This window comes from Nonomuraea sediminis (assembly GCF_018531495.1).
Classification (GTDB): domain Bacteria; phylum Actinomycetota; class Actinomycetes; order Streptosporangiales; family Streptosporangiaceae; genus Nonomuraea; species Nonomuraea sediminis.
Map to the genome: position 1 here is coordinate 355,519 of NZ_JAHDTI010000013.1, position 24,635 is coordinate 380,153.

Sequence of the window (24,635 nt, forward strand, 5' to 3'; positions counted from 1 at the left end):
GCGGGTCCTCAGCTGGGTACGGCGGGCGGCCGGGGGCGGCGGCCTGCCGTACGAGAGCCCTTCGCAGTGCAGAGAGGTCAGCCACGAGTACGGCGGGCGGCCGGGGGCGGCAGCCTGCCGTACGGGAGCGGGAGAGGTCAGCCGGGGACGCGGGCGACGCAGAAGACCGTCTGGCCGAACGGCGGGCGGATGAAGCGCTCGATGAAGCGGGTCGTCGGGACGACCGTGCGGTCGTAGATCTTGACCAGGCGCGGGTCCGGGTAGCCGACGCCGCCGCGACGGACGGCGGCCCACCAGGCGATGCCGCCGAGGAAGTTGATCGGCTTGAGCACCTCGATGTCGAGGCCCGCCTTGGCGACCGTGCGGCCGAGCGTCTTGGGCGTGTAGCGCTGGACGTGGCCGACCTTCTTGTCGAAGTCTCCGTAGAGCTGCATGTAGCCGGGCACCCAGATGATGATCCGCCCGCCGGGCAGCGTGACCCTGGCCAGCGACCGCAGCGCCTCGGAGTCCTCCTCGATGTGCTCGAGGACGTTCATGAGCACGACCGTGTCGACCTTGTCCTTGAGCGGGATGTCGCACGGCAGCCCGAACTGCAGGACGTTGATGTCGTCGCGCCCGTGGAAGCGCTTGGACAGCTGCTCGCAGCAGTAGGGGTCGAAGTCGCTGACGACGAGCCGGTCGAGCCGCGGCAGGAACTGCTCGGCGAAGTGGCCGAGCCCGGACCCGATCTCCAGCATGGAACGGCCGACATGCGGTGCGACCATGTCGAACTCGTACTGCCGATAGTTCTTGGCCTCGTCCCCACCCAGGTGGTTCTCCAGGGCCTCGTCACCGGCCGCCGGTTGCACTACACGGTCATACCCAGAAGACATGGGTCCGTTCCTCCAAAGGGGGTTCGCGGATCTGACCGAGTCTAGTGCCCAGCTCGGACTGGGAGCACCTCTTCCCCCGGCGACCACGATGCGATGGAATCTCCTACGTCCATGGACGACGACGAGGCCATTGGCCGTTCCCTATCCGGCGATTTATCCGCCTATGAGGTGTTGGTCGCCCGCTACAGCGTGCTCGCGCACCGGACGGCGGCCATGCTGGGCGCGGGAGACGAGGCTGAAGACGTGGTCCAGGAGGCGTTCGTCAAGGCCTTCCGCCACCTGGCCTCCTTCCGCCGCGACGCGCCGTTCCGCCCCTGGCTGCTGCGCATCGTGGCCAACGAGACGCACAACCTGACCCGCTCCCGCGGCCGCCGCTCCGAGCTGACGGCCAAGCTGAGCATGACCGCTGACGGCCGCGCCCCCGACGACCCCGAGGGTACGGCTGTCGCCACCGACCGCCGCGCCCGCCTGCTCGCTGCCGTCAAGACGCTGCCCGAGCGGGAACGCCAGGCCGTGGTGTGCAGGTACTTCTTACAGCTGTCGGAGGCGGAGACCGCCCAGGTGCTGGATTGGCCGCTCGGCACCGTCAAGTCGGCGACGCACCGCGGCCTGGCCCGGCTGAGGGAGGAGGTGGGCCGTGACCTCGCATGACGACGACCTGGAAGCCGAGTTGCTGGCTCTCGGCGCCTCCCTCGACGTCCCGGCCCCGGACCCCGCCGACACGGCCGCCGCCGTCCGAGCCCGCCTCGAATCCGCCACCCCGGAACCCGGAACCCAGGAGACCGAACCGCAACCCAGGACTCAGGGGGCCGAGCCGGAACCCCGAACGCCGAGGTCCCACCCCGCAGGCCATCCGAGAGCGCCGGGGACGCGGGACGATGGCCGGCGGCCGCCGGCGCGACGTGGCAGGCGCCCGAGACGCTGGCTGGTCGTGACCGCGATCGTCCTGGTCGTGGCCGCCATCACCGCGGCGACCCCGCAGGGACGCGCGGCCGTGGCCAGGATCCTGCGCGTGGCGGGCATCGAGATCACCCTCACCACCACCACGCCCAGCCCGGTCAAGACACCCACCACGATCCCCGGCGAACACACGATCCCGAACACGGGAACCTTCCCCAAGGCCCTCGGCCCTCCCCAGGAGACCCGCCGGAGCGAAGGAGTCGTGTCGATGCTCTGGCCGGGCGGCATCCGCCTCGACAGGATCGACGGCGGCATCAGCCCGTACTTCCTGAAGGAGATCGGCCCGCCCTGGCCCGACGAGGTGACCGTGCGCGGTGTCCAGGGCTGGTGGATCTCCGGCGGCCACCGCCTCAGCTACCTCAGGCGTGCCGACAACACCCAGATCCCGTTGCGCCTGGCAGGCCCGACCCTCATCTGGAGCGAGGGCGAGACCGCCTACCGCCTCGAGGGCGTCACGGACAGGGCCAGGGCCGTCGAGATCGCGGACTCACTCGGCTAGCCAGTCGTCCACGGACTCGATGAGCTCCTTGCGCACCGAGTCCGGCGCGGCGGACGAGCGGATCGACTGCCTGGCCAGCTCGGCGATCTCCGCGTCGCGGAAGCCGTACACCTCGCGCGCCAGCTCGTACTGCCGCAACAGCCGCGAACCGAACAGCAGCGGGTCGTCGGCGCCCAGCGCGATCGGCACGCCCGCCTCGAACAGGCGCCGTAGCGGCACCTCGGCGGGCGACTCGGCCACGCCGAGCCCCACGTTGGAGGTCGGGCAGACCTCGCAGCAGATCTGCCGGTCGGCCAGCCGCTCCATCAGCCGCTCGGACTCGGCCGCGCGCACGCCGTGCCCCACCCGGTCGGCGTCCAGGTCGTAGACGCACTGCTCGACGCTGCGCGGCCCGAGCAGCTCCCCGCCATGGGGCACGGACAGCAGCCCCGCCCGCTTGGCGATGCGGAAGGCCCGCTCGAAGTCGCGCGCCTCACCGCGCCGCTCGTCGTTGGACAGCCCGAAGCCGACCACGCCCTTGTCCACGTACTGGGTGGCGAGCCTGGCCAGCGTGTTGGCGTCGAGGGGATGCCGGGTCCTGTTGGCCGCCACGATCATCGCGACGCCGACCCCGGCGTGCTCGGCCGCCCGGGCCGCCGCGTCGAGGAACAGCTCGAGCGTGGCGGTCAGCCCGCCGAACCTGGAGGCGTAGCCGGACGGGTCGACCTGGATCTCCAGCCACCGCGAGCCGTCGGTGACCTCGTCCTCGGCGGTCTCGCGCAGGAGCCGGTAGATGTGCTCGGGGCGGGACAGCACGGACCTGGCGATGTCGTAGAGCCGCTGGAAGCGGAACCAGCCCCGCTCGTCGGTCGCCCGCAGCTTGGGCGGCCAGTCGTCCTCCAGCGCGTCCGGCAGGTGCAGGCCCTGCTCCCTGGCCAGCTCGATGAGCGTCGAATGGCGCATCGATCCGGTGAAGTGCAGGTGGAGGTGGGCCTTGGGCAGTGCGTCGAGCGGGCGGAGCATCTCCATATCCTGCCACTCAACCCTTTGATGGGTTCGCGGGTTTAGAGGGCGCGAGTTCATTTAAGACAAGGGACCCTCGCGATGACGGATGAAGACGAGGCGGCGTTCGACGAGTTCCTCGCCGCCAGGAGCACCACGCTGCTGCGCACCGCGATCCTGGTCTGCGGCGCCACCAGGCACGACGCCGAGGATCTGGTCCAGCACGCGCTGGAGAAGGTCTACCGGCACTGGGCCAGGATCAGGCACGACAACCCCGAGGCGTACGCGCGCAAGGTCGTCGTGAACGCGGCGATCAACAGGTCGCGGCGGCGCCGCGTGCTCAAGGAGATCATCTCCGCCAGGCCGCCGGACACCCCGGCCGACAGCCCCGACCTGGACCTGCGCGACACGCTCGTCGCCGAGCTGCGCAGGCTCCCGCCCAGGATGCGCGCCGTGCTCGTCCTGCGCTACTGGGAGGACCAGACGGAGGCCGCCACCGCGGCCCTGCTCGGCTGCTCCATCGGCACGGTCAAGAGCCAGGCGGCCAGGGGACTGGCCAGGATCCGCGAACACATGGAAGAAGGAGCCATGCGATGAGCGTGGAGGAAGCACTCAAGGACGCCATGCGCGCCCACGTCGCCGACGTGCAGGCCGCCCCCACGCTGGGCGGCGCGATCCGCAGGCGGCACCGCACACATGTCCTGCGGTTTCGTACGGCAGGCGCCGCCCTCGTCACCGCAGCGGTCGCCGTGGCCGTGCCGGTGGCGCTGACTTCCTCGGACCCGGGGAACAAGGTCGCCACGGGATCGGACCGCGCCGTGATCGCCACGGTGAAGGTGCCCGACGTGACCGGCATGACCCTCGAGGAGGCGACTTCCACGCTCAAGCAGGCGGTCGTCCTCGTCAAGCTCACCACGGGCAAGCCGGACGAGCATTCGCAGGACCTGGTGACCGGGCAGGATCCCGCGGCGGGGGCCGAGGTCGCGCCGGGCACCCAGGTCACGCTCACCGTGAAGGCGCCTACTGACGACAACAAGCCGCAGGACCTGGGCGACCTCGGAGACGGCCGCACCTTCGGCGGGATCCACCTGGACTACGTGCCGGACGGGCTCGCCTGGGGCAAGTGGTCGGGCAAGGACGGCTTCGGCGTGCACAGCTACACCACCTCCTTCGACCTGCCCGACAACCCGGACGGGTACTACGGCGTCCAGGTCGTGGTCTACCAGGGTGAGGCGGCCAAGCTCATCCGCGGGCGCGTCGGCAAGCTCAAGGGCGCCGAGAAGGTGGACGTCAACGGCAGGCCCGGCTACCTGGCCATGTTCGGCGAGGCCAGCGAGGTCGTCTCCGACGGCGGCACCAGGACGATCGGCTGGATGCTCCGCGACGACCTGGCCGTCGAGGCGATGATCAGCCCCGACTACGCCAAGAAGGTCGACGCGGACGCCGAGCTCAAGAAGGTGGCCGAGGGAATCAAGCCGACCGAATAGTCCCGACCGAAATCGGGGATCAACCGTGTATGGGCCAGTGGTGGCGCGCGATCCTGGCATTTCTCGCCCTCGGGGTGACCGGGGGCGTCATCTACGAACTCTTCTCCTCCGGTTTCGGCCGAGTCCAGCAGGCCGTCGTGGCCTCGCCGGAACCCACCAGGGTCGTGATGACGACGCCCCCCACCCAGGTCGCGTCCACCGCCACCCTCGCGGTCATCTCCGACAACTTCTGGCTGACGTACCTGCCCGCCGGTCTCGACCGGACCGGCGGCGGGTCCATCGAACCTGAACGCGGCGTCCAGGGCGGCTGGGCCAGGTTCGGCTCCACGAGCCGCTTCGTCGAAGCCCAGGTCGAACACGGCACCGTCGCCGCCGACTGGGCCACCTACCGCAAGCGCGCCACGCTCGTGGACGCCAGGAGCACCACGATCCGCGGCAAACCCGCCATGATCGGAAAGAGCCCGAGCGGCGGCCGGATGATCGTCTGGCTCGAACGCGTCGGCACGGGAGCGTGGATCCGGGTGAGTGATTCGCTGAGCAAAGAGCTGCTGCCTATTGCCGCATCGGTGAAGGCTCCTGTAGGAGACTAAGCAGCTTTCCCGGAGTAAAGGACTGAGGCAGATGCGGCGTATGGGCACGATCGTTCTCGTGCTCGCGCTCACCGCCTGCGGCACCGCCGCCCCGCCCGGCGCGACGACGGCGCCTCCCTCCAAGATCGCCCAGAGGAGCCCCGCCCTGTCCTGCGGCCGCGACCGGGTCCACCTCGGCGCCATGCCCCCCGGCCTGACGCGCGCGGGCGCCTTCACCCGCATCAAGGCCCTGCCCAGGAAGCTGAAGGTCCGTGGGACGACCTGGCGCCAGGGCGACCAACGCCTCCAGGCCGCCGTCATCTGCGGCGTCCGCACGGCGGAGCAGTTCGCCACCCTCGTCAAACGCTCGACCCTCGGCCAGCAGGCCGGCCGCCCGGCCCTGTCCTGGCACACCAAGGACGGCTCGATCGGCTACATGTGGCTGGCCCGCCCCGGCACCGCCATCTACCTCTCCGCCACCCCCGCCCTGGCCCCCCACCTCCCCCGCATAGCCACCGCCACCACCCTTACCCCGTGACGCCCGGCGGACTCCTGACCCTGACGCCTGGCGAACTCCTGCTGCACGGTGAGCGACCCCCGGTGCAGGGCGGCTCTTGGATGTAGGGCGAATCTTGGATCTAGGGCGAGCGACTTCTGATGTACGGCAAGCCACCGCCACCGGCCGCCCGCCGAACTTCGGCCAAGGACCTGCGCCCGGCGCTTCCGGCGAGTCGATGACACTCACCCGCCGCCACGCCCCTTCGCCCTCCAGGCACCACGGCCGCCTAGCCCGCCGTACAGGGCGCCGGCCGACCGCCGCACCACGCCTCGCCGACCCCGGCGCGGAACCGACGCCTCGGGACGCGCCCGCAGGTGCTGGGTACCACGGCCCCCTGGCCCGCCGTACAGGGCGCCGGCCGAGGTACGGCGGGCGGCCGGTGGTGGCGGCCCGCCGTACGCACGTCCTTGGGCCCGCTGTACGCACGTCCTAGGGGCCGCCGTACTCACGTTCTAGGGGCCGCCGTGGCGCACGTCCTGGAAAGTGCCGTGTGCGCGTCCTGGAAGCTGTGCGGGCGCCCTGTAGCCCGCCGTACCGGCAATGACCCGTGCAGGCGCTCGAAGAGGCCGGTCAGTGGGCCTCGGAGAGGAGTTTGGTGAGGCGGCTGATGCCCTCGACGAGGTCGTCGTCGCCCAGGGCGTAGGAGAGGCGGAAGTAGCCGGGGGTGCCGAAGGCCTCGCCGGGGACGACGGCGACCTCGGCCTCCTCGAGGATGAGTTCCGCCAGCTCGCTCGAGGACTGGGGCCGGCGGCCGCGCAGTTCCTTGCCGATGAGCTCCTTGACCGAGGGGTAGACGTAGAACGCGCCCTTCGGCTCGGGGCAGACGACGCCGGGGATGTCGTTGAGCATCCGCACGATCGTCTGCCTGCGCCGGTCGAAGGCCTCGCGCATGCGCTCGACGGCCGACAGGTCGCCGGAGACGGCGGCGAGCGCGGCCCGCTGCGACACGTTGGCCACGTTGGACGTGGCGTGCGACTGCAGGTTCGTGGCCGCCTTGATCACGTCGGTGGGGCCGATCATCCAGCCCACCCGCCAGCCGGTCATCGCGTACGTCTTGGCGACGCCGTTCAGGATGACGACCTTGTCGCCCAGCTCGGGAACGGCCGTGGCGATGCTGGTGAACTCGGTGCCGCCGTACACGAGGTGCTCGTAGATCTCGTCGGTGACCACCCACAGGTCGTGCTCGGCGGCCCAGCGGCCGATGGCCTCGACCTCGGCGCGCGAGTAGACCGCGCCCGTCGGGTTGGACGGCGAGACGAACAGCAGGACCTTGGTGCGCTCGGTGCGCGCGGCCTCCAGCTGCTCCACGCTTGCCAGGTAGCCGGTGGTCTCGTCGGTGACGACGTCGACCTGGACGCCGCCGGCCAGCTTGATCGCCTCCGGGTAGGTCGTCCAGTACGGCGCGACGACCACGACCTCGTCGCCCGGGTCGAGCAGCGCGGCGAACGCCTCGTAGACGGCCTGCTTGCCGCCGTTGGTGACCAGCACCTGCGAGGCGTCGGCGCGGTAGCCGGAGTCGCGCAGCGTCTTGTCGGCGATGGCCTTCTTCAGCTCGGGCAGGCCGCCCGCCGGCGTGTACTTGTGGTTTTTCGGGTCGCGGGCCGCCTCGACGGCCGCTTCCACGATGTAGTCGGGCGTCGGGAAGTCGGGCTCGCCCGCGCCGAAGCCGATGACCGGGCGGCCCTCGGCCTTCATGGCCTTCGCCTTGGCGTCCACGGCGAGCGTTGCGGACTCGGAAATCGCGGAGATCCGTGTGGAAATACGGGGTCGGCTGGACATGCATCTATGCTCGCATGCCCACGTGACCTGGGCGATCAGGTTCTGGTTCGACGAACCGGTCATTCCCCCGTACACTTTCGCCTGGTCGTACACCGCATGTCGAGTCGCGGTTCGGTCCATGCAGTGAGCCGATCAGGGTATCGTGGTTGGCGACATAGGGCACTGGCGCAATTGGTAGCGCACCGGTCTCCAAAACCGGCGGTTGGGGGTTCGAGTCCCTCGTGCCCTGCGAGTGCGGTCCGCGCAATAATTGGCGTGTAAGCGCGCCGCAAACTGCGTTGGATACGACAGATCAGGTGAGGACTGTGGCGATCGACACGCGCGGCGAGACCGCAGGCAAGCCTAGTGGTGGCGAGAAGAAGAAGCGTACTTCGCCTGCCCTTTTCTACCGGCAGGTCGTCACTGAGCTGCGTAAGGTCATCTGGCCGACACGCAAGGATCTCATCACTTACACCACGGTCGTTCTGGTATTCGTGCTGATCATGGTCGCGGTCGTGTACGGGTTCGACAGCGCGCTCGGCTGGGTGGTTCTCAAGGTCTTCGGCGGATCCTGACCAGAACCCGGCGGGGCGTAACCTGACGGAGTCGCCGTCCGATTCGACGAAAGAGGAAAAGTCACCGTGTCCGAGTCTTCAGTACCGGCGGACGAGCCCCGCGAGGAGTGGGACGCCGAGCCGGAAGAGTCCGTCGAAGATGTCGTGGAGAGCGACGTCGCCGACGAGGCTCCCGCCGTCGCGGAAGGCGAGGCGGAAGCCGAGGATGGTGACCTCCAGCCTGACGTCGACCCGGTGGAGGAGTTCAAGCAGTCGCTGCGCGGTCTCGAAGGCGAGTGGTATGTCATCCACTCCTACGCCGGTTACGAGAACCGCGTGAAGTCCAACATCGAGAGCAGGAACGTCTCGCTCAACATGGAGGACTACATCTACCAGGTCGAGGTGCCCACGCACACCGTCCAGGAGTTCAAGAGCGGCAAGAAGGTCCCGGTCAAGGAGCGCGTGCTGCCCGGCTATGTGCTGGTGCGCATGGAGCTGACCGACGAGTCCTGGGCCGCCGTGCGTAACACGCCCGGCGTGACCGGTTTCGTGGGCCTGTCCAACAAGCCGTCGCCGCTGAGCCTGGACGAGGTCGCCAAGCTGCTGGCACCAGAACCCACCGAGGAGAGCAAGAAGGCCGCGGCCAAGACCTCGGCCGGACCGACCGTCGAGTTCGAGATCGGCGAGTCCGTCACGGTCATGGACGGTCCGTTCGCCACCCTGCCCGCCTCGGTCAGCGAGATCAGCCCCGAGTCGCAGAAGCTCAAGGTGCTGGTTTCGATCTTCGGCCGCGAGACGCCGGTCGAGCTGTCGTTTAACCAGGTCTCCAAGATCTGACATACACTGAGTCGTTCGGTGGCCGTCTCTCGCGAAGGGCGGCCATCCGACGTGTCCGGCTCCATCCGTCGGACGCAATCATCCATCCGGACCCGGAGTAGGAAAAATGCCTCCGAAGAAGAAGATTGCCGCGCTGGTCAAGGTTCAGCTTCCCGCTGGCCAGGCCACCCCGGCCCCGCCCGTCGGTACCGCCCTCGGTCCGCACGGCGTCAACATCATGGACTTCGTCAAGCAGTACAACGCTGCGACGGAGGCTCAGCGGGGCAACATCATCCCCGTCGAGATCACCATCTTCGAAGACCGCAGCTTCACCTTCATCACGAAGACGCCCCCGGCGCCTGAGCTGATCAAGAAGGCCCTGGGCCTCGACAAGGGCAGCGCGGTCCCGCACAAGGACAAGGTCGGCAAGCTCACCCGCGAGCAGCTCCGCAGCATCGCCGAGACCAAGATGCCGGACCTGAACGCCAACGACATCGAGGCGGCCGAGAAGATCATCGCCGGCACCGCCCGGTCGATGGGCATCACCGTCGCCGAGTAAGACCTTTCCGAAATCCGTGGGAGGGCCAGCGCTGGCCCGCCGTACCACAAGGAGACTGAGATGAAGCGCAGCAAGGCGCACAAGGACGCGGTCGCCAAGGTCGACCGCGACAAGCTGTACAGCCCTGTCGAGGCCGTCAAGCTGGCCAAGGAGACGACGACCACCAAGTTCGACGCGACCGTCGAGGTGGCGCTCCGGCTGGGCGTCGACCCCCGCAAGGCCGACCAGATCGTGCGCGGCACCGTCAACCTTCCGCACGGCACCGGTAAGACCGCCCGGGTCCTGGTCTTCGCGACCGGTGACCGTGCCGAGGCCGCCCGCGAGGCCGGCGCCGACATCATCGGCGCCGACGAGCTGATCGACGAGATCAGCAAGGGCAACCGCCTCAACGAGTTCGACGCCGTCGTGGCCACCCCCGACCTCATGGGCAAGGTCGGTCGCCTGGGCCGGGTCCTCGGTCCGCGCGGCCTCATGCCGAACCCGAAGACGGGCACGGTGACCCCTGACGTCGCCAGGGCCGTCACCGAGATCAAGGGCGGCAAGATCGAGTTCCGCACCGACCGGCAGGCCAACCTGCACTTCATCATCGGCAAGACGTCGTTCGACGAGCGCAAGCTCGTCGAGAACTACGCTGCCGCGCTGGACGAGGTGCTGCGTCTCAAGCCGTCGGCCGCCAAGGGCCGTTACGTGAAGAAGGTCACCTTCTCCACCACCATGGGCCCCGGCGTCCCGGTCGACCCGAACGCGACCCGCGGCCTCACCGCCGAGCTCGACGCGTAGTTCTTCCTTCATCAAGGCCCTCGCCGTTTTCTCGGCGGGGGCCTTTTTGGTTGCCGTGCGGCAAGTTCGGCTGTCGTGCGGCAAGAGGCTGTTGTATGGCGAGCCGCCGCCACCGGCCGCCCGCCGTACTTCGGTTGCGGGCCCGTGCCCGGCGCTTCCGGCGAGTCGGTGACGGTTGCTCGCCGCCACGGCGCTTCGGCAGCCGGGCGCCACGGTCCTCCTGGCCCGCCGTACCTGGCGCCGGACGACGGCCGTACAGCTTCTCGCCGACCCCGGCGCTACGGTTCTCCTGGCCCGCCGTACCTGGCGCCGGATGACCGCCGTACACCTTCTCGCTGACCCCGGCGCGGTTCAAGAGCGTGGTTAGTGAACGCCGGGCGGCGAATGGTCAGGTATGGACCTATTACCTGATGGATATCCCTTGGTAGGTGGTGTGTCTGGTTTCGGCTCAGGGATAACCCTGGCGTTTACCCTGAATCTGCACGGGAAGTGCGCCCGATGCCGACATCCGCTACGTAGGGTCGAAAGCATGCTGAAGCGCAGGATTACTCTCGCCGCCGTCGCAACGGGCGCCGCTGCCATGATCGCGGTGGCCGGTTGTGGATCGAACGCGCAGCCCATCCAGGTCAATCTCGCAGCCTCGGAGGTCCTCGCGCAGGCCGCGCAGAAGACCCAGGAGGTCAACAGCTACACCGTGGACGCGGTCGCCAACGTGAACGACGCCCAGGACGGCCAGGGCAAGGTCCAGGGGAAGATGCTCTACCAGCGCGACCCGCTGGGCGTCGACCTCACGCTCGACACGCTCGCCATGGAGGGCAGGAGCGTGCCGGGTGGCGTGCACGCGGTCCTGCAGGGTGACACCGTCTACGTCAAGGTCGAGGCGCTCAACCAGATGCTCGGCGCGACCAAGCCGTGGATCAAGGTGCCGCTGACCGAGGTCGGCCAGCCGAGCCAGGTCAAGCAGTACCTGGACCAGATCCAGCAGTTCGACCTGGCGAGCGTGACGAAGATGGTCACGGCCTCCAAGGACGTCAAGTCGGTCGGCACCGAGAGCGTCAACGGCGAGGACACCACGCACTACAGCGGGACGTTCCCCACCGACGCGGCCGTGCAGCTGCTGCCCGCCGACAAGCAGGAGCAGGCCAAGGAGAACGTGGGCGACCTCAAGGACGTCAAGTTCGACATCTGGGTCGGCTCCGACGGGCTGCCGCGCAAGCTGGCGCTGAACGGCTCGAAGGACGGGTCCACGCTGGACGCCACCCTGTTCTTCAAGGGCTTCAACGAGCCGGTGAACATCCAGACGCCGCCGGCCGACCAGGTGGGCGACCTGCCCAACCACGGCCCCGCCGACGAGCAGTCCACCCAGTCGGACGCCACTCCGTCGGACACGGCCTCGCCCGCCGAGACCGCCACGCCGTCGCCTGCCCAGAGCTGACGCTGACGGGCGCGCATGGGAGCCGCTCCAGGTGGCTCCCGCGCGCCGTTGCGGCGGGTGAGCGTCACCGACTCGCCGCGAGCGCCGGTCGGGGGCCCTCGGCCGGAGTACGGCGGGCGGGGGGTGGGGTGGCCTGCCGTACGGACGTGGATTTGGTTTCCGGGAGCGGAGGCCGTACTCTTGACTTTGCCGAAGACCGCCGGTCGTCGTCAGGTGCCCAAAGGCCTGGCGACCGAAGGACCCACTCATGTGGGCGGCCCGCGTAGGTGATGCGAGTTTTTCCACATGGTTCTGCCGTGTGCGTGAAGCCCCGTGCGCCTGCGCCGGGGCCGTTTTCATGTCTGGGCCTTCGCCGGTGGCACATCTGGAAGGAGGCCCATGGCGAGGGCGGATAAGGCGACAGCGGTTGCCGAGCTCAAGAGCGAGTTCGAAGGCAGCAGCGCCGCCGTTCTGACCGAGTACCGCGGTCTCACCGTCGCTCAGCTCAAGCAGCTGCGCGTTGCTCTCGGTGGGAATGCGAATTTCGCCGTGGCGAAGAACACCCTGACCAAGATCGCCGCGAATGAGGCCGGCCTGACCGGTCTCGACTCGCTGCTGGTCGGCCCGACCGCCGTCGCCTTCGTCAAGGGCGACGTCGTCGAGGCGGCCAAGGGTCTGCGTGACTTCGCCAAGGCCAACCCCCTCCTGGTGATCAAGGGCGGCGTGCTGGAGGGCAAGACCCTCGACGCCGCCGCGATCACCAAGCTCGCCGACCTCGAGTCCCGTGAGGTTCTCCTCGCGAAGCTCGCCGGCGCGCTCAAGGCGAAGCAGAGCGCTGCTGCCGCGATGTTCGCCGCGCTGCCGACCCAAATGGCCCAGCTGGCCGAGGCCCTCCGCGCCAAGCGCGACGAGGCGGGCGAGTAGCACGGGGGTTGCCGCATATCCCGCGGTCCCGTTCCTAGTTTTTGCAAGATCCATACGGAGGAAACCACAATGGCGAAGCTCAGCACCGACGAGCTGCTCGACGCGTTCAAGGAGATGACCCTCCTCGAGCTTTCCGAGTTCGTGAAGCAGTTCGAAGAGGTCTTCGACGTCAAGGCCGCCGCCCCCGTCGCGGTTGCCGCCGCTGCCCCGGGTGGCGCTGCTCCGGCCGCCGAGGCCGTTGAGGAGCAGGACGAGTTCGACGTCATCCTCGAGGCTGCCGGCGACAAGAAGATCCAGGTCATCAAGGAGATCCGCGCCCTGACGTCCCTGGGCCTCAAGGAGGCCAAGGACCTGGTCGACGGCGCTCCGAAGCCGGTCTTCGACGGCAAGGTCAACAAGGAGCAGGCGGAGAAGGCCAAGGCTGCCCTCGAGGGCGCCGGCGCCACCGTCACCGTGAAGTAACTTTCACGCTGCTGCTTTCGAAAAGGCGGTCACACCCAGGTGCCGGGTGTGGCTGCCTTTTTCGTTTTCAGGTGGTTCTCATCCCGGTCTAAGACCGGATGCCTAGCGTGCGGGGCGTGAAGTCACGTTGGGCGTTGGTCGTGCTGCTGCTGGGCACCGCGATCCTCTATCTGTGGGGGCTGTCGGCCTCCGGGTGGGCGAACCCGTTCTACTCCGCCGCCGTGCAGGCGGGCAGCCAGAGCTGGAAGGCGTTCTTCTTCGGCTCCTCCGACGCGGCGAACGCGATCACGCGACGCGTGGGGTGGGGCGTGGGCGTCGCGGCGGCCGTCGCGATCGTGGCCGGGCTCGGCGGTCCCTCGGCGTACGCGGTGGACACGGCCGCGACCCCACATACCGGCGCGATCCCCACGGCGGGCCCGAGCACGGGCCGGGGCGGCCCCGGCTTCGGCCCCCGTGGCGCTTTCGGCCCCGGTCAGCCCCCACCGGGCGCCGGTCAGCCGGGCATGGGACAGCCGGGTGGCGGTCAGCCGGGTCGTGGGCGGGCCGGGTTCGCGGTCGACGGGCAGGGCCGGAGCGGGATGCGGGGCCGGATGGGCGGCCTGCTGGGCGCCGCCACGCCGGGAGCCCAGGTGACCGCGCTGCTGGAGACGGACGCGGCGCGCTACACCTGGGCTGCGGCCACCGTGGGATCGAACAACGCCGCCGGGTACCAGCTGGCCACCGGCGCCCCGGTGATGGCTGTGGGCGGCTTCAACGGCACCGACCCCGCGCCCACCCTCGAGCGGTTCCAGCGCTACGTGGCCGAGGGCAGGATCCACTACTTCATCGGCTCCGGCATGACCGGCGACGGCCAGGCCGCCAGGATCTCCGCCTGGGTGGCCGGCGCCTACACCCCGGTCACGGTTGACGGCGTGACCCTCTACGACCTGACCGCGCGGCGGTAGCCGTACGGCTAGGCGGCGGCGGAGCGCATGGCGGCGATGGCGGTGGCGTCCATGAAGTCCTGCGTGCGGGTGATCCGCCCGTCGCGGGTCTGGATGATGAGCAACCCGGGGATCGTGAACTCCTTGCCGTTCACCGTGACGACGGTCCGGTGGCGGGCGACCACCACCGACGGATCGGTCGTGTGGTGCAGCTCGACCAGCTCCACGTCCTTCACCTCGGCGGGCGAGGCGCCCCAGGAGGCCGTGTAGCCGGCGCGGACGGCCTCGCGGCCCTCGTAGGCCGGCAAGCCGCCGAAGGGGAACTCGTGGACGCCGTCCTCGGCGTAGAGGTCGGCCAGTTCGTCGGCCGACTTGTGCCGCATCGCGTCATGAAACCTCTGCAGGATCTCGGACATGCGAAAGCCCTTCACTCAACGGATGTTGACTCAACGAGCGTAGAGCGAAGCCCGGCAAACAGTCAACGGCTGTAGAGTCGGCAGCGTGGACGATCGACTCCCGCGGGCCGAGCGCAGGCGCAGGACGGAGGCCCGGATCCTGGACGAGGCCAGGCGCCTGTTCGCCGAGCGCGGGTTCGAGCGGACCACGATCAGGGCCGTGGCCGCGGCGGCCGAGATCGACCCCGCGCTCGTCATGCAGTACTTCGGCAGCAAGCAGGAGCTGTTCTCCAAGGCCGTCAAGGTCACCCCCGTACTCCCCGAGCACGCGGAACCCGACGAGATCGTCGAACACGTCCTGGCCACGATCGGGCTGAAGATGGGCGAGCTGCCGCAGAGCACGCTGGCGATGATGCGCTCCATGCTCACCCACCCGGAGGCGGCGGTCTCGGCCCGCGAGTCGCTCAACGGGCAGATCGACCGGATCGCGGGCCTGGTCAAGACCGACGACGCCCGGCTGCGCGCCGCGCTGGTGACGTCGATCATGCTGGGCGTGACCGTGGGCCACCAACTGCTCGAACTGGACGCGCTGCGCGAGGCCGAGCCCGAGGACATCGCCCGGGTTCTGCGCCCCGCCCTGCGGGCGCTCACCATAACTGGCCAGTAACAAGTTATTAGAATTTGTTCCAATTCCAGGGAAGCCCGTTACTGTGATGCCCATCACTAAGTAAAGTGTCCGTCACGCTACCGTCAGCCACGGAAGGTGACCAGTGGGCGTCGAGGTCGTGGTCGAAGGGTTGACCAAATCGTTCGGTCGGCAGGTCATCTGGGAGGACGTCGCGCTGACGCTGCCCGCGGGCGAGATCTCGGTGCTGCTCGGCCCGTCCGGCACGGGCAAGTCGGTCTTCCTGAAGACCCTGGTGGGCCTGCTGCGGCCCGACCGCGGCCACATCTGGATCGACGGCCACGACCTGGCCAACTGCAGCGAGAACAAGCTCTATGAGCTGCGCCGCCTGTTCGGCGTGCTGTTCCAGGACGGGGCGCTGTTCGGCTCGCTGAGCCTGTACGACAACATCGCCTTCCCGCTGCGCGAGCACACCAAGAAGTCCGAGTCGCAGATCCGCCAGATCGTGATGGAGAACATCGAGCTGGTGGGCCTGGTCGGCGCGGAGGGCAAGCTGCCCGGCGAGATCTCCGGCGGCATGCGCAAGCGGGCGGGCCTGGCCAGGGCGTTGGTGCTCGACCCCGAGATCATCCTGGTCGACGAGCCCGACTCCGGCCTCGACCCCGTCCGTACCGCCTTCCTCAGCCAGCTCTTCGTCGACATCACCACCGAGACGGGCGCCACGTTCCTCATCGTCACCCACGACATCAACACCGCGCGCACGGTGCCCGACAACATCGGGCTGCTGTTCAGGCGCGGGCTGGTGATGTTCGGGCCGCGCGAGATGCTGCTGTCGAGCGAGGAGCCGGTGGTGCGGCAGTTCCTCAACGCCCGCAGGCACGGCCCGATCGGCATGTCGGAGGAGAAGGACATCTCCGAGCTGGAGGCCGAGGCCCAGCTCGGTCACGACCCCGGCGCGCTGCCGCCGATCCCGCCGCAGCTCATGCCGACGGGCAACCGCCTGCGTGACGGCCAGCGCCGGCCGGGGGAGTGGCTGGCGGCCAACGGCGTCATCCCGCCCGCGGGCTCGTTCGTGGACGATCGCGGGCGCAACTGGCTGGAGGAGTACCCCCGGCTGCTCAACGCCCATCTCAACGGCGTCAGGTAGATCATGACAAAAGCCAAGAAGCCCTTTTTTGCGGCCTTAAGCCACTACTCTCCGCTCATGGAGCGTGACGAATGGTGATCGAAGAGGCGGGACGCTTCGTCGCCATGTCCCTCGACACGCTCAGGGTGGCGCCCCGCCGTCCCTTCCACTGGCGCGAGTTCGTGCGGCAGGCCTGGTTCATCGTCAGCGTCAGCGCGCTGCCCACCGCCCTGGTGGCCATCCCGTTCGGCGCGGTGCTCGCGCTGCAGGCCGGCAACCTGATCCGCCAGTTCGGCGCCCAGTCCTTCACCGGCGCGACGGCCGTGCTCGGCATCGTGCGTGAGGCAAGCCCCGTCGTCACCGCTCTGATGATCGCGGGCGCGGCGGGCAGCGCCATCTGCGCCGACCTGGGCGCGCGCAAGATCCGCGAGGAGATCGACGCGCTGGAGGTGCTCGGCATCGATCCGCTGCACCGCCTGGTCGTGCCCAGGGTGGCGGCCTGTGCCTTCGTCGCGCCGTTCCTCAACGGGCTGGTCACGACCGTGGGGCTGGTGGCCAGCTACCTGTTCAACGTCGTGGCCCAGGGCGGCTCGCCCGGCTCGTACCTGCAGTCGTTCAACGCCCTGGCCCAGCTGTCCGACCTGTGGGTGGCGGAGGTCAAGGCGTTCGCGTTCGGGCTGTCGGCGGGCCTGATCGCCGCCTACAAGGGGCTCAGCGCGGGCGGAGGCCCCAAGGGCGTCGGCGACGCGGTCAACCAGACCGTGGTGTTCACCGCGATGGTGCTCTTCGCCGAGAACTTCCTCATCAGCACCGTCTACAACCAGCTGGTGGCCGGATGAGCCTCAACAAGCAGGGAGAGTTCTACGCCAAGGCTCTGAGGTCGCTGCCCAGGGCCATGGGCTACCGGACCGAGGTGCTCAGACTGCTGGGCGAGGTGAGCCTCGGCACCGGCGGGCTGGCCGTCATCGGCGGCACGATGGCGATCGTCGCGTTCATGACGTTCTTCACCGGCACCGAGGTCGGCCTGCAGGGCTACACCGCGCTCGACCAGATCGGCACCTCCGCCTTCACCGGCTTCCTGTCGAGCTACGTCAACACCCGCGAGATCGCCCCGATCGTGGCCGCGATCGGCCTGTCGGCGACCGTGGGCTCCGGCTTCACCGCCCAGCTCGGCGCCATGCGGATCAGCGACGAGGTCGACGCGCTCGAGGTGATGGCCGTGCCGTCCGTGCCCTTCCTGGTCACCACGCGGCTGATCGCCGGGTTCGTCGCCGTGATGCCGCTGTACGTGCTCGGGCTGCTGGCCTCCTACATCGCCACCCGGCTGATCACGACGGTCTTCTACGCCCAGTCGACAGGGACCTACGACCACTACTTCGGCCTGTTCCTGGTGCCCTACGACGTGCTGTGGTCCTTCGGCAAGGTGATGGTCTTCGCGGTGCTGGTCATCCTGATCCACTGCTACTACGGCTTCCACGCCACCGGCGGTCCCGCCGGAGTGGGGGTCGCGGTCGGCCGTGCCGTACGGGCCGTGCTGGTGACCGTCAACATCGCCAACGTGCTGCTCGGCCTGGCCATCTGGGGCACCACGACGACCGTGAGGCTGGCCGGATGAGATACGGCCTCGCACTGGTGCTGATCATGGCCGCGTTCGTGGCGGTCACCGTCGGCGCGTACCAGGGGGTCTTCTCCCGGGCGACCAGCGTCACGCTGGCGGTGCCGCGGGCGGGGCTGCAGCTCGGGCCCAGGGCCGACGTCAAGGTGCACGGGGTGGTCGTCGGCGAGGTCTCCGCGCTCAGGGCCACCGCCGCGGGCGCCGAGATCACCCTGGCCCTGGACCAGCCCGTCGACCGCGCCTCGACGGCCAGGCTGGTCCCCAAGACCCTGTTCGGCGAGAAGTACGTCGACCTGGTCCCGCCCGCGCACCCCACGACCCCGCTCAGTGACGGCGACACGATCACGGCCTCCGCGCAGGCCGTCGAGACCACCCAGGTGCTCGACCGCCTCCTGCCCCGGCTGCGCGCCGTCCACCCCGAGCGGATCAACTCCACGCTCGACGCGCTGGCCACCGCGCTCGACGGCCGCGGCGCCAGGCTCGGCGACACGCTCGAGCGGGCCGACGCCTACCTCGCCGGGCTCCAGCCGTACCTGCCGACGATCAGGCGCGACCTCGCCAAGCTCGCCGACGTCACCGCCCTGTACGGCGAGGCCGCCCCCGACCTGCTCCGCACCGTCGCCAACACGGCGGCACTGAGCAGGGTGATCACCGGCCGACGCGCGAAGATCGACCGCGCCGCGGCACGCGTCACGGCGACGGCAGGCAAGACGCAGACCCTGCTGGCGGACAACGAACTCGGCCTCATCGGGCTCCCGCACGTGGCCCGCCCCGCCCTGACCGTGACCGCGCGCTACTCGCCCGGCATCGCCTGCGTCTTCCAGGGCCTGGAACGCCTCCACCCGTTGCTCGACGACGCCTTCGGCAGCGGCAGGCTCAAGACCGTCCTGGAGATCGTCAAGCCGGTCCCGCCGTACCGCCCCGGCCAGGACACCCCGCGTTACGCCGACACCCGCGGCCCGCGTTGCTACGGCCTGCCCGACCACCCGCCGATCCCGTTCCCCCAGATCCACTTCGACGACGGAACCCAGGAACTGGCGGGGCTGATGCTGCGATGACGACGCTCAAACCGGCGCTCAAGCTGGCCGCGTTCGCACTGGTCACCAGCCTGTGCGTGGCCGTGCTCGCGATCACGATCTCCGGCGCCCAGTTCGCCGCCACCACCGTGTACCTGGCCCTGTTCACCGACGCCGGCGGCCTGCGCTCCGGCGACGACGTGCGGATCGCCGGCGTGCGCGTCGGCCGCGTCGAGGGCGTGCGCCTGGCGGGCGACAAGGCGGAGGTGTCCTTCTCCGTCCGCGAACGCACCCGCCTGCCGCGTGCCACCATGGCCGCCATCCGCTGGCGCGACCTGGTCGGCGACCGCTACCTGGCCCTGTCCACCGGCGCGGGCGCGCCCGGCCTGCTGGCCCCAGGCGACCGCATCACCGACACCCGCCCCGCCCTCGACGTCACCGCGCTGTTCAACGGCTTCAGACCGCTGCTGCGCGCCATCCGCCCCGCCGACGTCAACCGGCTCAGCTGGCAGATCGTCCAGGTCCTGCAGGGCGAGGGCGGCACGGTCGACAGCCTGCTCGGCCACATCGCCTCGCTCACCGGCACGCTCGCCGACCGCGACGCGGTGATCGGCCGTGTCATCGGCAACCTCGACACGGTCCTCGGCGAGATCGCCGGACGCGAGGACGAGTACGGCAGGCTCATCTCGGACCTGCGCGCGCTGGTCGGCGGCCTGGCCGGCGACAGGAAGGCCATCGGTGACTCCCTCACCACGCTCGACAGGCTCACCGGCGTCACCGCCTCGTTCCTCGAACGGGCCAGACCCGATGTCAAGGCCGACCTGGAACACTCCGAGAGCTTCCTCAAGGCGCTCAACGACCGCAACGAGCTGATCGACCGCACGCTCAAGGACGTCCCAGGACGGCTCAACCAGCTCGTCAGGGCTGTCTCCTACGGCTCCTGGTTCAACTTCTACCTGTGCTCGCTGCAGATCAGGTCGGGCCCCGTCACCACCCCGAAGATCGTCAACGGGAGCGCGCGATGCCGCTGACCCCGTTCCGCCGCCGCGACCCCGTCCGGCTGGCCGTCGCCGCCCTGGCGGTCACGCTCGCCCTGGTCGTCGTCGCGCTCACGGTCGGCGACCTGCCGATCGGCGCCACGTACTCGGCCGCGTTCGCCGAGTCGGCGGGGCTGCGCGAGAAGGAGGAGGTCATGGTCGCCGGCGTCAAGGTCGGCGAGGTCACCCGCGTGGACCTGGAGGGCGACCATGTCCGGGTGGACATGCGCCTCGGCGACGACGTCCGGCTCGGCACGCTCACCCGGGCCGAGATCAAGATCCGCACCCTGCTCGGCTCCCACTACGTCATGCTCGAACCCCACGGGTCCGGGACGCTGCGCACGGAGATCCCGGTGTCGCGGACCGCCGTGCCGTACGAGATCGTGCCGGCCGTGGCGGACCTGTCGCAGGCGGCGGCGAGCATCGACACCAAGGGCCTGGAGTCGGCGATGAAGGTGCTCGCGCAGACCGTCGACACCTCAGCCCCCGAGATCAGGTCCTCGCTGGCCGGGCTCGGCCGCCTGTCCAGGACGATCGCCGCGCGCGACGACAGGCTGCACGAGCTCGTACGGCACGCCCGCACGGTCACCGGGCTGATCGCGAGCCGCGACGAGGACCTGCGCGCCGTCATCGGGGACGGCGACCTCGTGCTGCGCGAGATCGCCGCCCGCCGGGCCGTCGTCCACGGCCTGCTGGTGAACACCGTCGCGCTGTCGCGGCAGATCGACGGGCTGATCGGCGAGGACAGGGCCAGGCTCAAGCCCGCGCTGCGGCAGCTGCGCTCCTTCACCGCGATCCTGCGCCGCAACGAGGACAGCCTGGACCGCTCCCTGACCCTGCTGGGGCCGTTCACCCGCCAGTTCACCGACGCCATCGGCAACGGGCGCTGGTTCGACTCGATCATCCAGAACCTGCTGCCCGTGCCCGCCTCGGTCCAGACGCCCGACTTCACGCTGGGAGGCCTCGCCCGATGAGACGGCTGCTCACGCTCGGGATCCTGCTCACCCTGCCCGGCTGCGGCTTCGAAGGCGCCTCCTCGCTGCCGCTGCCGGGCGGCGCCGACCTGGGGGAGCGGCCCTACCAGGTGACGATCGAGTTCGCCGACGCGCTCGACCTGGTCCCGCAGTCGCTGTGCAAGGTCAACGACGTCACCGTCGGCAAGGCCACCGCGGTCGAGCTCGCCGATTCGTGGCGGGCCGAGGTGGTGTGCGCGGTCCGCGGCGACGTCGCGCTCCCCGCGCTGACCACCGCGGCGATCTCGCAGACCAGCCTGCTGGGGGAGAAGTTCGTCAAGCTCGAGCCCGCGGGGCAGGGCAGGCTCGCCGGACGCATCCCGCTGGCCCGCACCACCCAGACCGCCGAGGTCGAGCAGGTGCTGGCTGCCGCGTCGCTGCTGGTCAACGGCGGCGGTCTGGACCAGCTGGCCACCATCAACACCGAACTCGGCAACGTCCTGAACGGCCGCGCCGGCAAGCTGCGCGACCTGCTGCGCAGGCTCGACACCTTCGCCGCGGGGCTCGACGGCTCCAAGGGCGACATCGTCCGCCTGATCGGCCACCTCGACAGGCTGACCGCCACGCTCTCCGGCCAGCGGGCCACGATCGCCGCCGTGGCCACCGAGATCGGCCCCGCCGTCAAGCAGCTCAGGCGCCAGCGCGAGGACCTGACGCGCATGCTCGGCAGCCTCGACAGGCTCGGCCGCACCGCCACCCGCGTCGTCACCCGCTCGGGCGACGACACGCTGGCCGACCTCGCCCGCCTGCGCGAGCTGCTCACCAACCTCGACAAGGCCAGGACCAGCATCGCCAAGGAGCTGTCGACCGCGCTCACCTTCCCCTTCCCAGGCTCGGTCTCCACGCTGCTCAAGGGCGACTACGGCAACGCCGACGTGACCGTCGACCTCACCGGAGGCCGCCGGTGAGGCTGCGACTGCTGGCCTTCGCGCTCATCAGCGTCGTGGCCACCACCTACACCCTCGTCAAGTACGCCCGCGTGGGCGCCGACGTCTTCGAACCCGCCTACCGCGTGACCGTCCGCCTCGCCGACACCGGCGGCCTGTTCGAGAACGCCGAGGTCACCTACCGCGGCGTCGAGATCGGCCGGGTCGAGCGCCTCCGGCTCGCCGACGGCGGTGTGCGCGCCGTGCTGCGCCTGCGCCCCGACGCGCCCGTCCCCGCCCAGGGGCTGCTCGCCGTCGTCGCCAACCGCTCCGGCGTGGGCGAGCAGTACCTCGACCTGCTGCCTTCCGGTACGGCCCGGCCGTACCTGCGTGACGGGGACGTGATCCCGCAGGCGCGCACGCGGCTGCCGATCACCACCGACAGGCTCCTCGGCGACACCGACCGGCTGCTGGCCTCCGTCGACCCGCGCGACGTCGAGACCGTGGTGACGGAGCTGGACAAGGCGTTCGGCGGCTCGGGACCGCGGCTCGGCCGCCTCATCGACGACGGCGACCGGCTGCTGGCCGAGGCGCAGGACGTCCTCCCCGAGACCGTGACCGTGCTGCGCGACGGGGAGAAGGTGCTCGACACGCAGCGCGCCTCGGGCGGGTCGCTCAGATCGTTCGCCAAGGACCTGGCCTCGCTCACCGACTCGCTCCGCCAGGGCACCCCCGACCTGGCGCGGGTCATCGACAGGACGCCTCGAACGGCGCGCTCGGTCGCCCGGCTGGTGGACGGCGTGTCGCCGAACCTGCGACCGCTGCTGACCAACCTGATCGTCGGCGGACGGACGGCCTCCGCCCGCGTGCCCGCGCTGCGGCAACTGCTGATCGGCTACCCGGCCGGGGTCGCCGCGGCGTTCTCCGTCGTGCGGCCCGACGGGCTCCACTTCGGGCTCGACCTCAACATCAACGTGCCGCCGCCGTGCGAGCGCGGCTACGAGCGGGTCCGCCGCCGCTACCCGCAGGACGTCCGGACCAAGCCGGCCGACCTGCACACCTCCTGCAAGGAGCCCAAGGACAGCGCGACCGGCGTGCGCGGCTCGCGCAACGCGCCTCCTGCCCTGGATCCTCCGACCATTCCCGGGCTGGAGCGGTGGCTGGCGGGTTATGATCCGGCGACCGGTCAGGGAGGGGGTGAGCAGACGTGGCAGGCATTGCTGCGGGGCCCGCTCGGATCCTGATCCCGGTGCTGTCCGTGCTGATCGCGCTGCTGTCTGCGGCGGGCTTCTGGGTCGGCGTCCAGGAGCGCGACGAGCAGGCCAGGGCCGACGACCGGCAGGCCGCGCTGGCGGCGGCCGGCACCCACGCCGTCGACGTGCTGTCGCTCAACTACCGCACCGTCGACGCGGACGTGGCGCGCATCCTGGCCACCTCCACGGGCCCCGCCAGGGCCGAGTACGCCTCGCTGGCGGGCAGGCTCAAGGAGACCACGGTCGCCAACAAGGTGGTGCAGCAGGGCGTGCTGCGCGCCACAGGGGTGGTGTCGCTGTCGGGCGACTCGGCGCGGGTCCTGGTCGTGGCCGACGCCGACATCCACTGGGAGGGCACCAACGGGACCAGCACGCCCGCCCCCGAGCGCTTCTACCGCTGGCAGATGGACCTGACCAAGGTGGGCGGCGTCTGGCTGGTGTCGAAGGCGGTGCAGATCTCGTGAGATCCGTCGTGGTCGCCGTCCTGACCATGATCGCCCTCGCGCTGGCCGCCGGGGTCGGCGTCATGTGGTTCGATCTGCGGGGCATGCGGGCGGGCGAGGCGGCAGGCACCGAGGCCGTGGCCGCCGCCCGTACGATCGCGCCCGACCTGCTGTCCTACGACTACCGCACGATCGAGCAGGACCTGGCCAGGGCGGGCGAGCACACCACCGGCGCGCTGGCCGAGCACTACAGGCAGCTGTCGGGCACGCTGGTGGCCAAGGCCAGGGCCGAGAAGACGGTCCAGACCGCCGCCGTGGCGGGCGCCGCCGTCATGCACGCAGAGCCTGGGCGCGTCGAGGTTCTCCTGTTCGTGAACATGGGTACCGTCAAGCAGGTGCCCGGCAAGGCTGAGCCGCAGCAGCAGGTGAGCCAGAACCGGGCGAAGCTCGTTATGATCAACAAGGATTCGCACTGGCTGGTGGAGGATCTGTCCACCTTGCTGGGGACCGCCTGAGGGCTCGGGCGCGCCGCGAAGTTCAATTGTTATCAAAAATCGGGTTTAGCGAACCCCATGACAGGGGTACCCCAGTCACTGCTGCACCGGTTGTCGGCACGGGTTCGACCCTCGGTGTGACGGAGCGTTAACCGTCCCCGTTCGCGGGTATCGTCTTGGGCCTGACGGTAGGCGTCCGATCACGCAGGGGAGAAAACCCAGCGTCCGGGCCTCGAGTCGGCGGAAAGTCGGCCTTGCGGGCTTGACGTTTGCGCTCGAACGGGCGATGCTGCGACCAACGTGGAGCATGCATCGAGTGCGGAGTGGACAGGCGTGTGCCGTTCGGCTACACTGCCTCTTTGCGCTGCCCTTTGACGACCCGCGATGCTTGCTCACGTTGCGAGGTTGTTTGGCGTGCGTGTAGTCAGTCCGCCGCGAGCCCTCGGAAGGACATCTGTTGGCAGCCTCGCGCAACGCCTCCGCCGTACCCGCCGGTCCCCGTCGCGTGTCTTTCGCGCGTATCCAGGAGCCCCTCGAAGTTCCTGACCTTCTTGCTCTGCAAACCGAGTCGTTCGACTGGTTGCTGGGCAACGAGAAGTGGAAGGCCCGGGTCGAGGCGGCTCAGCAGGCCGGGC

General features: G+C 69.8%; 29 protein-coding genes and 1 tRNA gene. 26 read left to right on the plus strand and 4 right to left on the minus strand.

Translation table 11 applies throughout. The annotated features are described in order from the left end of the window. Positions 1-137: 137 nt before the first annotated feature. Positions 138-872 (minus strand): class I SAM-dependent methyltransferase, encoded by a 735-nt coding sequence (locus KIK09_RS43925; RefSeq protein WP_214325443.1) that lies wholly within the window; start codon positions 870-872, stop codon positions 138-140. Between the two features lie 111 nt (positions 873-983). On the opposite strand from KIK09_RS43925, the gene KIK09_RS43930 reads away from it, so the two are divergent. After that, positions 984-1,523 carry an RNA polymerase sigma factor gene (locus KIK09_RS43930; RefSeq protein WP_214325444.1) on the plus strand — a complete coding sequence of 180 codons (540 nt, stop codon included), beginning with the start codon at positions 984-986 and terminating at the stop codon, positions 1,521-1,523. Further along, positions 1,510-2,331, plus strand: a complete 822-nt coding sequence (locus tag KIK09_RS43935; protein ID WP_214325445.1) for a hypothetical protein — start codon at positions 1,510-1,512, stop codon at positions 2,329-2,331. Before KIK09_RS43930 ends, KIK09_RS43935 begins: the two co-directional genes overlap by 14 nt. On the opposite strand, the gene KIK09_RS43940 is transcribed toward KIK09_RS43935, so the two are convergent. Further along, positions 2,320-3,333, minus strand: a complete 1,014-nt coding sequence (locus KIK09_RS43940; protein WP_214325446.1) for an adenosine deaminase — start codon at positions 3,331-3,333, stop codon at positions 2,320-2,322. The two genes, KIK09_RS43935 and KIK09_RS43940, sit on opposite strands and share 12 nt — an antisense overlap. Before the next feature lie 81 nt (positions 3,334-3,414). Here KIK09_RS43940 and KIK09_RS43945 point away from each other — a divergent pair, with 81 nt between their 5' ends. Genes KIK09_RS43945 through KIK09_RS43960 form a run of 4 tightly spaced genes read left to right on the plus strand, consistent with a single transcriptional unit; the run spans position 3,415 to position 5,906 of the window. Then, a complete protein-coding gene (locus KIK09_RS43945) occupies positions 3,415-3,909 on the plus strand; it encodes a SigE family RNA polymerase sigma factor (protein WP_214325447.1) in 495 nt (164 codons plus the stop codon). Further along, complete coding sequence (locus KIK09_RS43950; protein ID WP_214325448.1) at positions 3,906-4,799, plus strand: PASTA domain-containing protein; 894 nt, start codon at positions 3,906-3,908, stop codon at positions 4,797-4,799. The genes KIK09_RS43945 and KIK09_RS43950 overlap by 4 nt, the downstream gene beginning before the upstream one ends. Before the next feature lie 29 nt (positions 4,800-4,828). Next, positions 4,829-5,389 (plus strand): hypothetical protein, encoded by a 561-nt coding sequence (locus tag KIK09_RS43955; RefSeq protein WP_214325449.1) that lies wholly within the window; start codon positions 4,829-4,831, stop codon positions 5,387-5,389. Positions 5,390-5,429: 40 nt separating this feature from the next. Then, positions 5,430-5,906: a hypothetical protein gene (locus tag KIK09_RS43960; RefSeq protein ID WP_214325450.1), complete on the plus strand. Its 477-nt coding sequence runs from the start codon at positions 5,430-5,432 to the stop codon at positions 5,904-5,906. Positions 5,907-6,497: 591 nt separating this feature from the next. Here the strand turns inward: KIK09_RS43960 and KIK09_RS43965 are convergent. Then, on the minus strand, positions 6,498-7,706 hold the full coding sequence (locus tag KIK09_RS43965; protein WP_214325451.1) for a pyridoxal phosphate-dependent aminotransferase: 1,209 nt from the start codon (positions 7,704-7,706) through the stop codon (positions 6,498-6,500). Positions 7,707-7,862: 156 nt separating this feature from the next. Here KIK09_RS43965 and KIK09_RS43970 point away from each other — a divergent pair. The 9 genes from KIK09_RS43970 to KIK09_RS44010 all read left to right on the plus strand — a co-directional run bounded on the left by KIK09_RS43970 (position 7,863) and on the right by KIK09_RS44010 (position 14,138). Then, positions 7,863-7,935, plus strand: a tRNA-Trp gene (locus KIK09_RS43970). 76 nt (positions 7,936-8,011) lie between these two features. Further along, positions 8,012-8,260, plus strand: coding sequence for a preprotein translocase subunit SecE (gene secE / locus KIK09_RS43975; RefSeq protein WP_214325452.1), 249 nt, complete (start codon positions 8,012-8,014; stop codon positions 8,258-8,260). 66 nt (positions 8,261-8,326) lie between these two features. Continuing rightward, positions 8,327-9,076 (plus strand): transcription termination/antitermination protein NusG, encoded by a 750-nt coding sequence (gene nusG, locus KIK09_RS43980; protein WP_214325453.1) that lies wholly within the window; start codon positions 8,327-8,329, stop codon positions 9,074-9,076. Between the two features lie 106 nt (positions 9,077-9,182). Next, positions 9,183-9,614 (plus strand): 50S ribosomal protein L11, encoded by a 432-nt coding sequence (gene rplK, locus KIK09_RS43985; RefSeq protein ID WP_214325454.1) that lies wholly within the window; start codon positions 9,183-9,185, stop codon positions 9,612-9,614. 60 nt (positions 9,615-9,674) lie between these two features. After that, positions 9,675-10,394: a 50S ribosomal protein L1 gene (gene rplA, locus KIK09_RS43990; RefSeq protein ID WP_214325455.1), complete on the plus strand. Its 720-nt coding sequence runs from the start codon at positions 9,675-9,677 to the stop codon at positions 10,392-10,394. Positions 10,395-10,923: 529 nt separating this feature from the next. Continuing rightward, a complete protein-coding gene (locus KIK09_RS43995; RefSeq protein ID WP_250574697.1) occupies positions 10,924-11,829 on the plus strand; it encodes an SCO4651 family lipoprotein in 906 nt (301 codons plus the stop codon). Between the two features lie 378 nt (positions 11,830-12,207). After that, entirely contained in the window at positions 12,208-12,732 is a 525-nt protein-coding gene (gene rplJ, locus KIK09_RS44000) for a 50S ribosomal protein L10 (RefSeq protein ID WP_214325456.1), read from the plus strand. A 69-nt stretch (positions 12,733-12,801) separates the two neighbouring features. Next, a complete protein-coding gene (gene rplL, locus KIK09_RS44005; protein ID WP_214325457.1) occupies positions 12,802-13,194 on the plus strand; it encodes a 50S ribosomal protein L7/L12 in 393 nt (130 codons plus the stop codon). A gap of 116 nt (positions 13,195-13,310) precedes the next feature. Further along, a complete protein-coding gene (locus KIK09_RS44010; protein WP_214325458.1) occupies positions 13,311-14,138 on the plus strand; it encodes a mannosyltransferase YkcB-related protein in 828 nt (275 codons plus the stop codon). An 8-nt stretch (positions 14,139-14,146) separates the two neighbouring features. Here KIK09_RS44010 and KIK09_RS44015 read toward each other — a convergent pair whose 3' ends face one another. Further along, entirely contained in the window at positions 14,147-14,533 is a 387-nt protein-coding gene (locus KIK09_RS44015) for a nuclear transport factor 2 family protein (RefSeq protein ID WP_214325459.1), read from the minus strand. An 85-nt stretch (positions 14,534-14,618) separates the two neighbouring features. Here KIK09_RS44015 and KIK09_RS44020 point away from each other — a divergent pair, with 85 nt between their 5' ends. From KIK09_RS44020 to KIK09_RS44070, 11 genes are all read left to right on the plus strand, one after another. After that, on the plus strand, positions 14,619-15,179 hold the full coding sequence (locus tag KIK09_RS44020; RefSeq protein WP_214325460.1) for a TetR/AcrR family transcriptional regulator: 561 nt from the start codon (positions 14,619-14,621) through the stop codon (positions 15,177-15,179). Positions 15,180-15,282: 103 nt separating this feature from the next. Continuing rightward, a complete protein-coding gene (locus tag KIK09_RS44025) occupies positions 15,283-16,284 on the plus strand; it encodes an ABC transporter ATP-binding protein (RefSeq protein ID WP_214325461.1) in 1,002 nt (333 codons plus the stop codon). A 71-nt stretch (positions 16,285-16,355) separates the two neighbouring features. Then, positions 16,356-17,102, plus strand: coding sequence for an MlaE family ABC transporter permease (locus KIK09_RS44030; RefSeq protein ID WP_214325462.1), 747 nt, complete (start codon positions 16,356-16,358; stop codon positions 17,100-17,102). Further along, a complete protein-coding gene (locus KIK09_RS44035; RefSeq protein WP_214325463.1) occupies positions 17,099-17,878 on the plus strand; it encodes an MlaE family ABC transporter permease in 780 nt (259 codons plus the stop codon). Before KIK09_RS44030 ends, KIK09_RS44035 begins: the two co-directional genes overlap by 4 nt. Then, positions 17,875-18,936: an MCE family protein gene (locus KIK09_RS44040; protein ID WP_214325464.1), complete on the plus strand. Its 1,062-nt coding sequence runs from the start codon at positions 17,875-17,877 to the stop codon at positions 18,934-18,936. The genes KIK09_RS44035 and KIK09_RS44040 overlap by 4 nt, the downstream gene beginning before the upstream one ends. Then, entirely contained in the window at positions 18,933-19,925 is a 993-nt protein-coding gene (locus KIK09_RS44045) for an MCE family protein (RefSeq protein ID WP_214325465.1), read from the plus strand. Before KIK09_RS44040 ends, KIK09_RS44045 begins: the two co-directional genes overlap by 4 nt. Beyond that, on the plus strand, positions 19,916-20,905 hold the full coding sequence (locus KIK09_RS44050; protein WP_214325466.1) for an MCE family protein: 990 nt from the start codon (positions 19,916-19,918) through the stop codon (positions 20,903-20,905). The genes KIK09_RS44045 and KIK09_RS44050 overlap by 10 nt, the downstream gene beginning before the upstream one ends. Next, positions 20,902-21,852, plus strand: coding sequence for an MCE family protein (locus KIK09_RS44055; RefSeq protein ID WP_214325467.1), 951 nt, complete (start codon positions 20,902-20,904; stop codon positions 21,850-21,852). Before KIK09_RS44050 ends, KIK09_RS44055 begins: the two co-directional genes overlap by 4 nt. Then, positions 21,849-23,054, plus strand: coding sequence for an MCE family protein (locus KIK09_RS44060; RefSeq protein ID WP_214325468.1), 1,206 nt, complete (start codon positions 21,849-21,851; stop codon positions 23,052-23,054). Before KIK09_RS44055 ends, KIK09_RS44060 begins: the two co-directional genes overlap by 4 nt. Further along, positions 23,018-23,527 carry an Rv1363c family protein gene (locus KIK09_RS44065; protein WP_214325469.1) on the plus strand — a complete coding sequence of 170 codons (510 nt, stop codon included), beginning with the start codon at positions 23,018-23,020 and terminating at the stop codon, positions 23,525-23,527. Before KIK09_RS44060 ends, KIK09_RS44065 begins: the two co-directional genes overlap by 37 nt. Continuing rightward, positions 23,524-24,021, plus strand: a complete 498-nt coding sequence (locus KIK09_RS44070) for a hypothetical protein (RefSeq protein ID WP_308164680.1) — start codon at positions 23,524-23,526, stop codon at positions 24,019-24,021. Before KIK09_RS44065 ends, KIK09_RS44070 begins: the two co-directional genes overlap by 4 nt. The last annotated feature ends 614 nt before the right edge of the window (positions 24,022-24,635 follow it).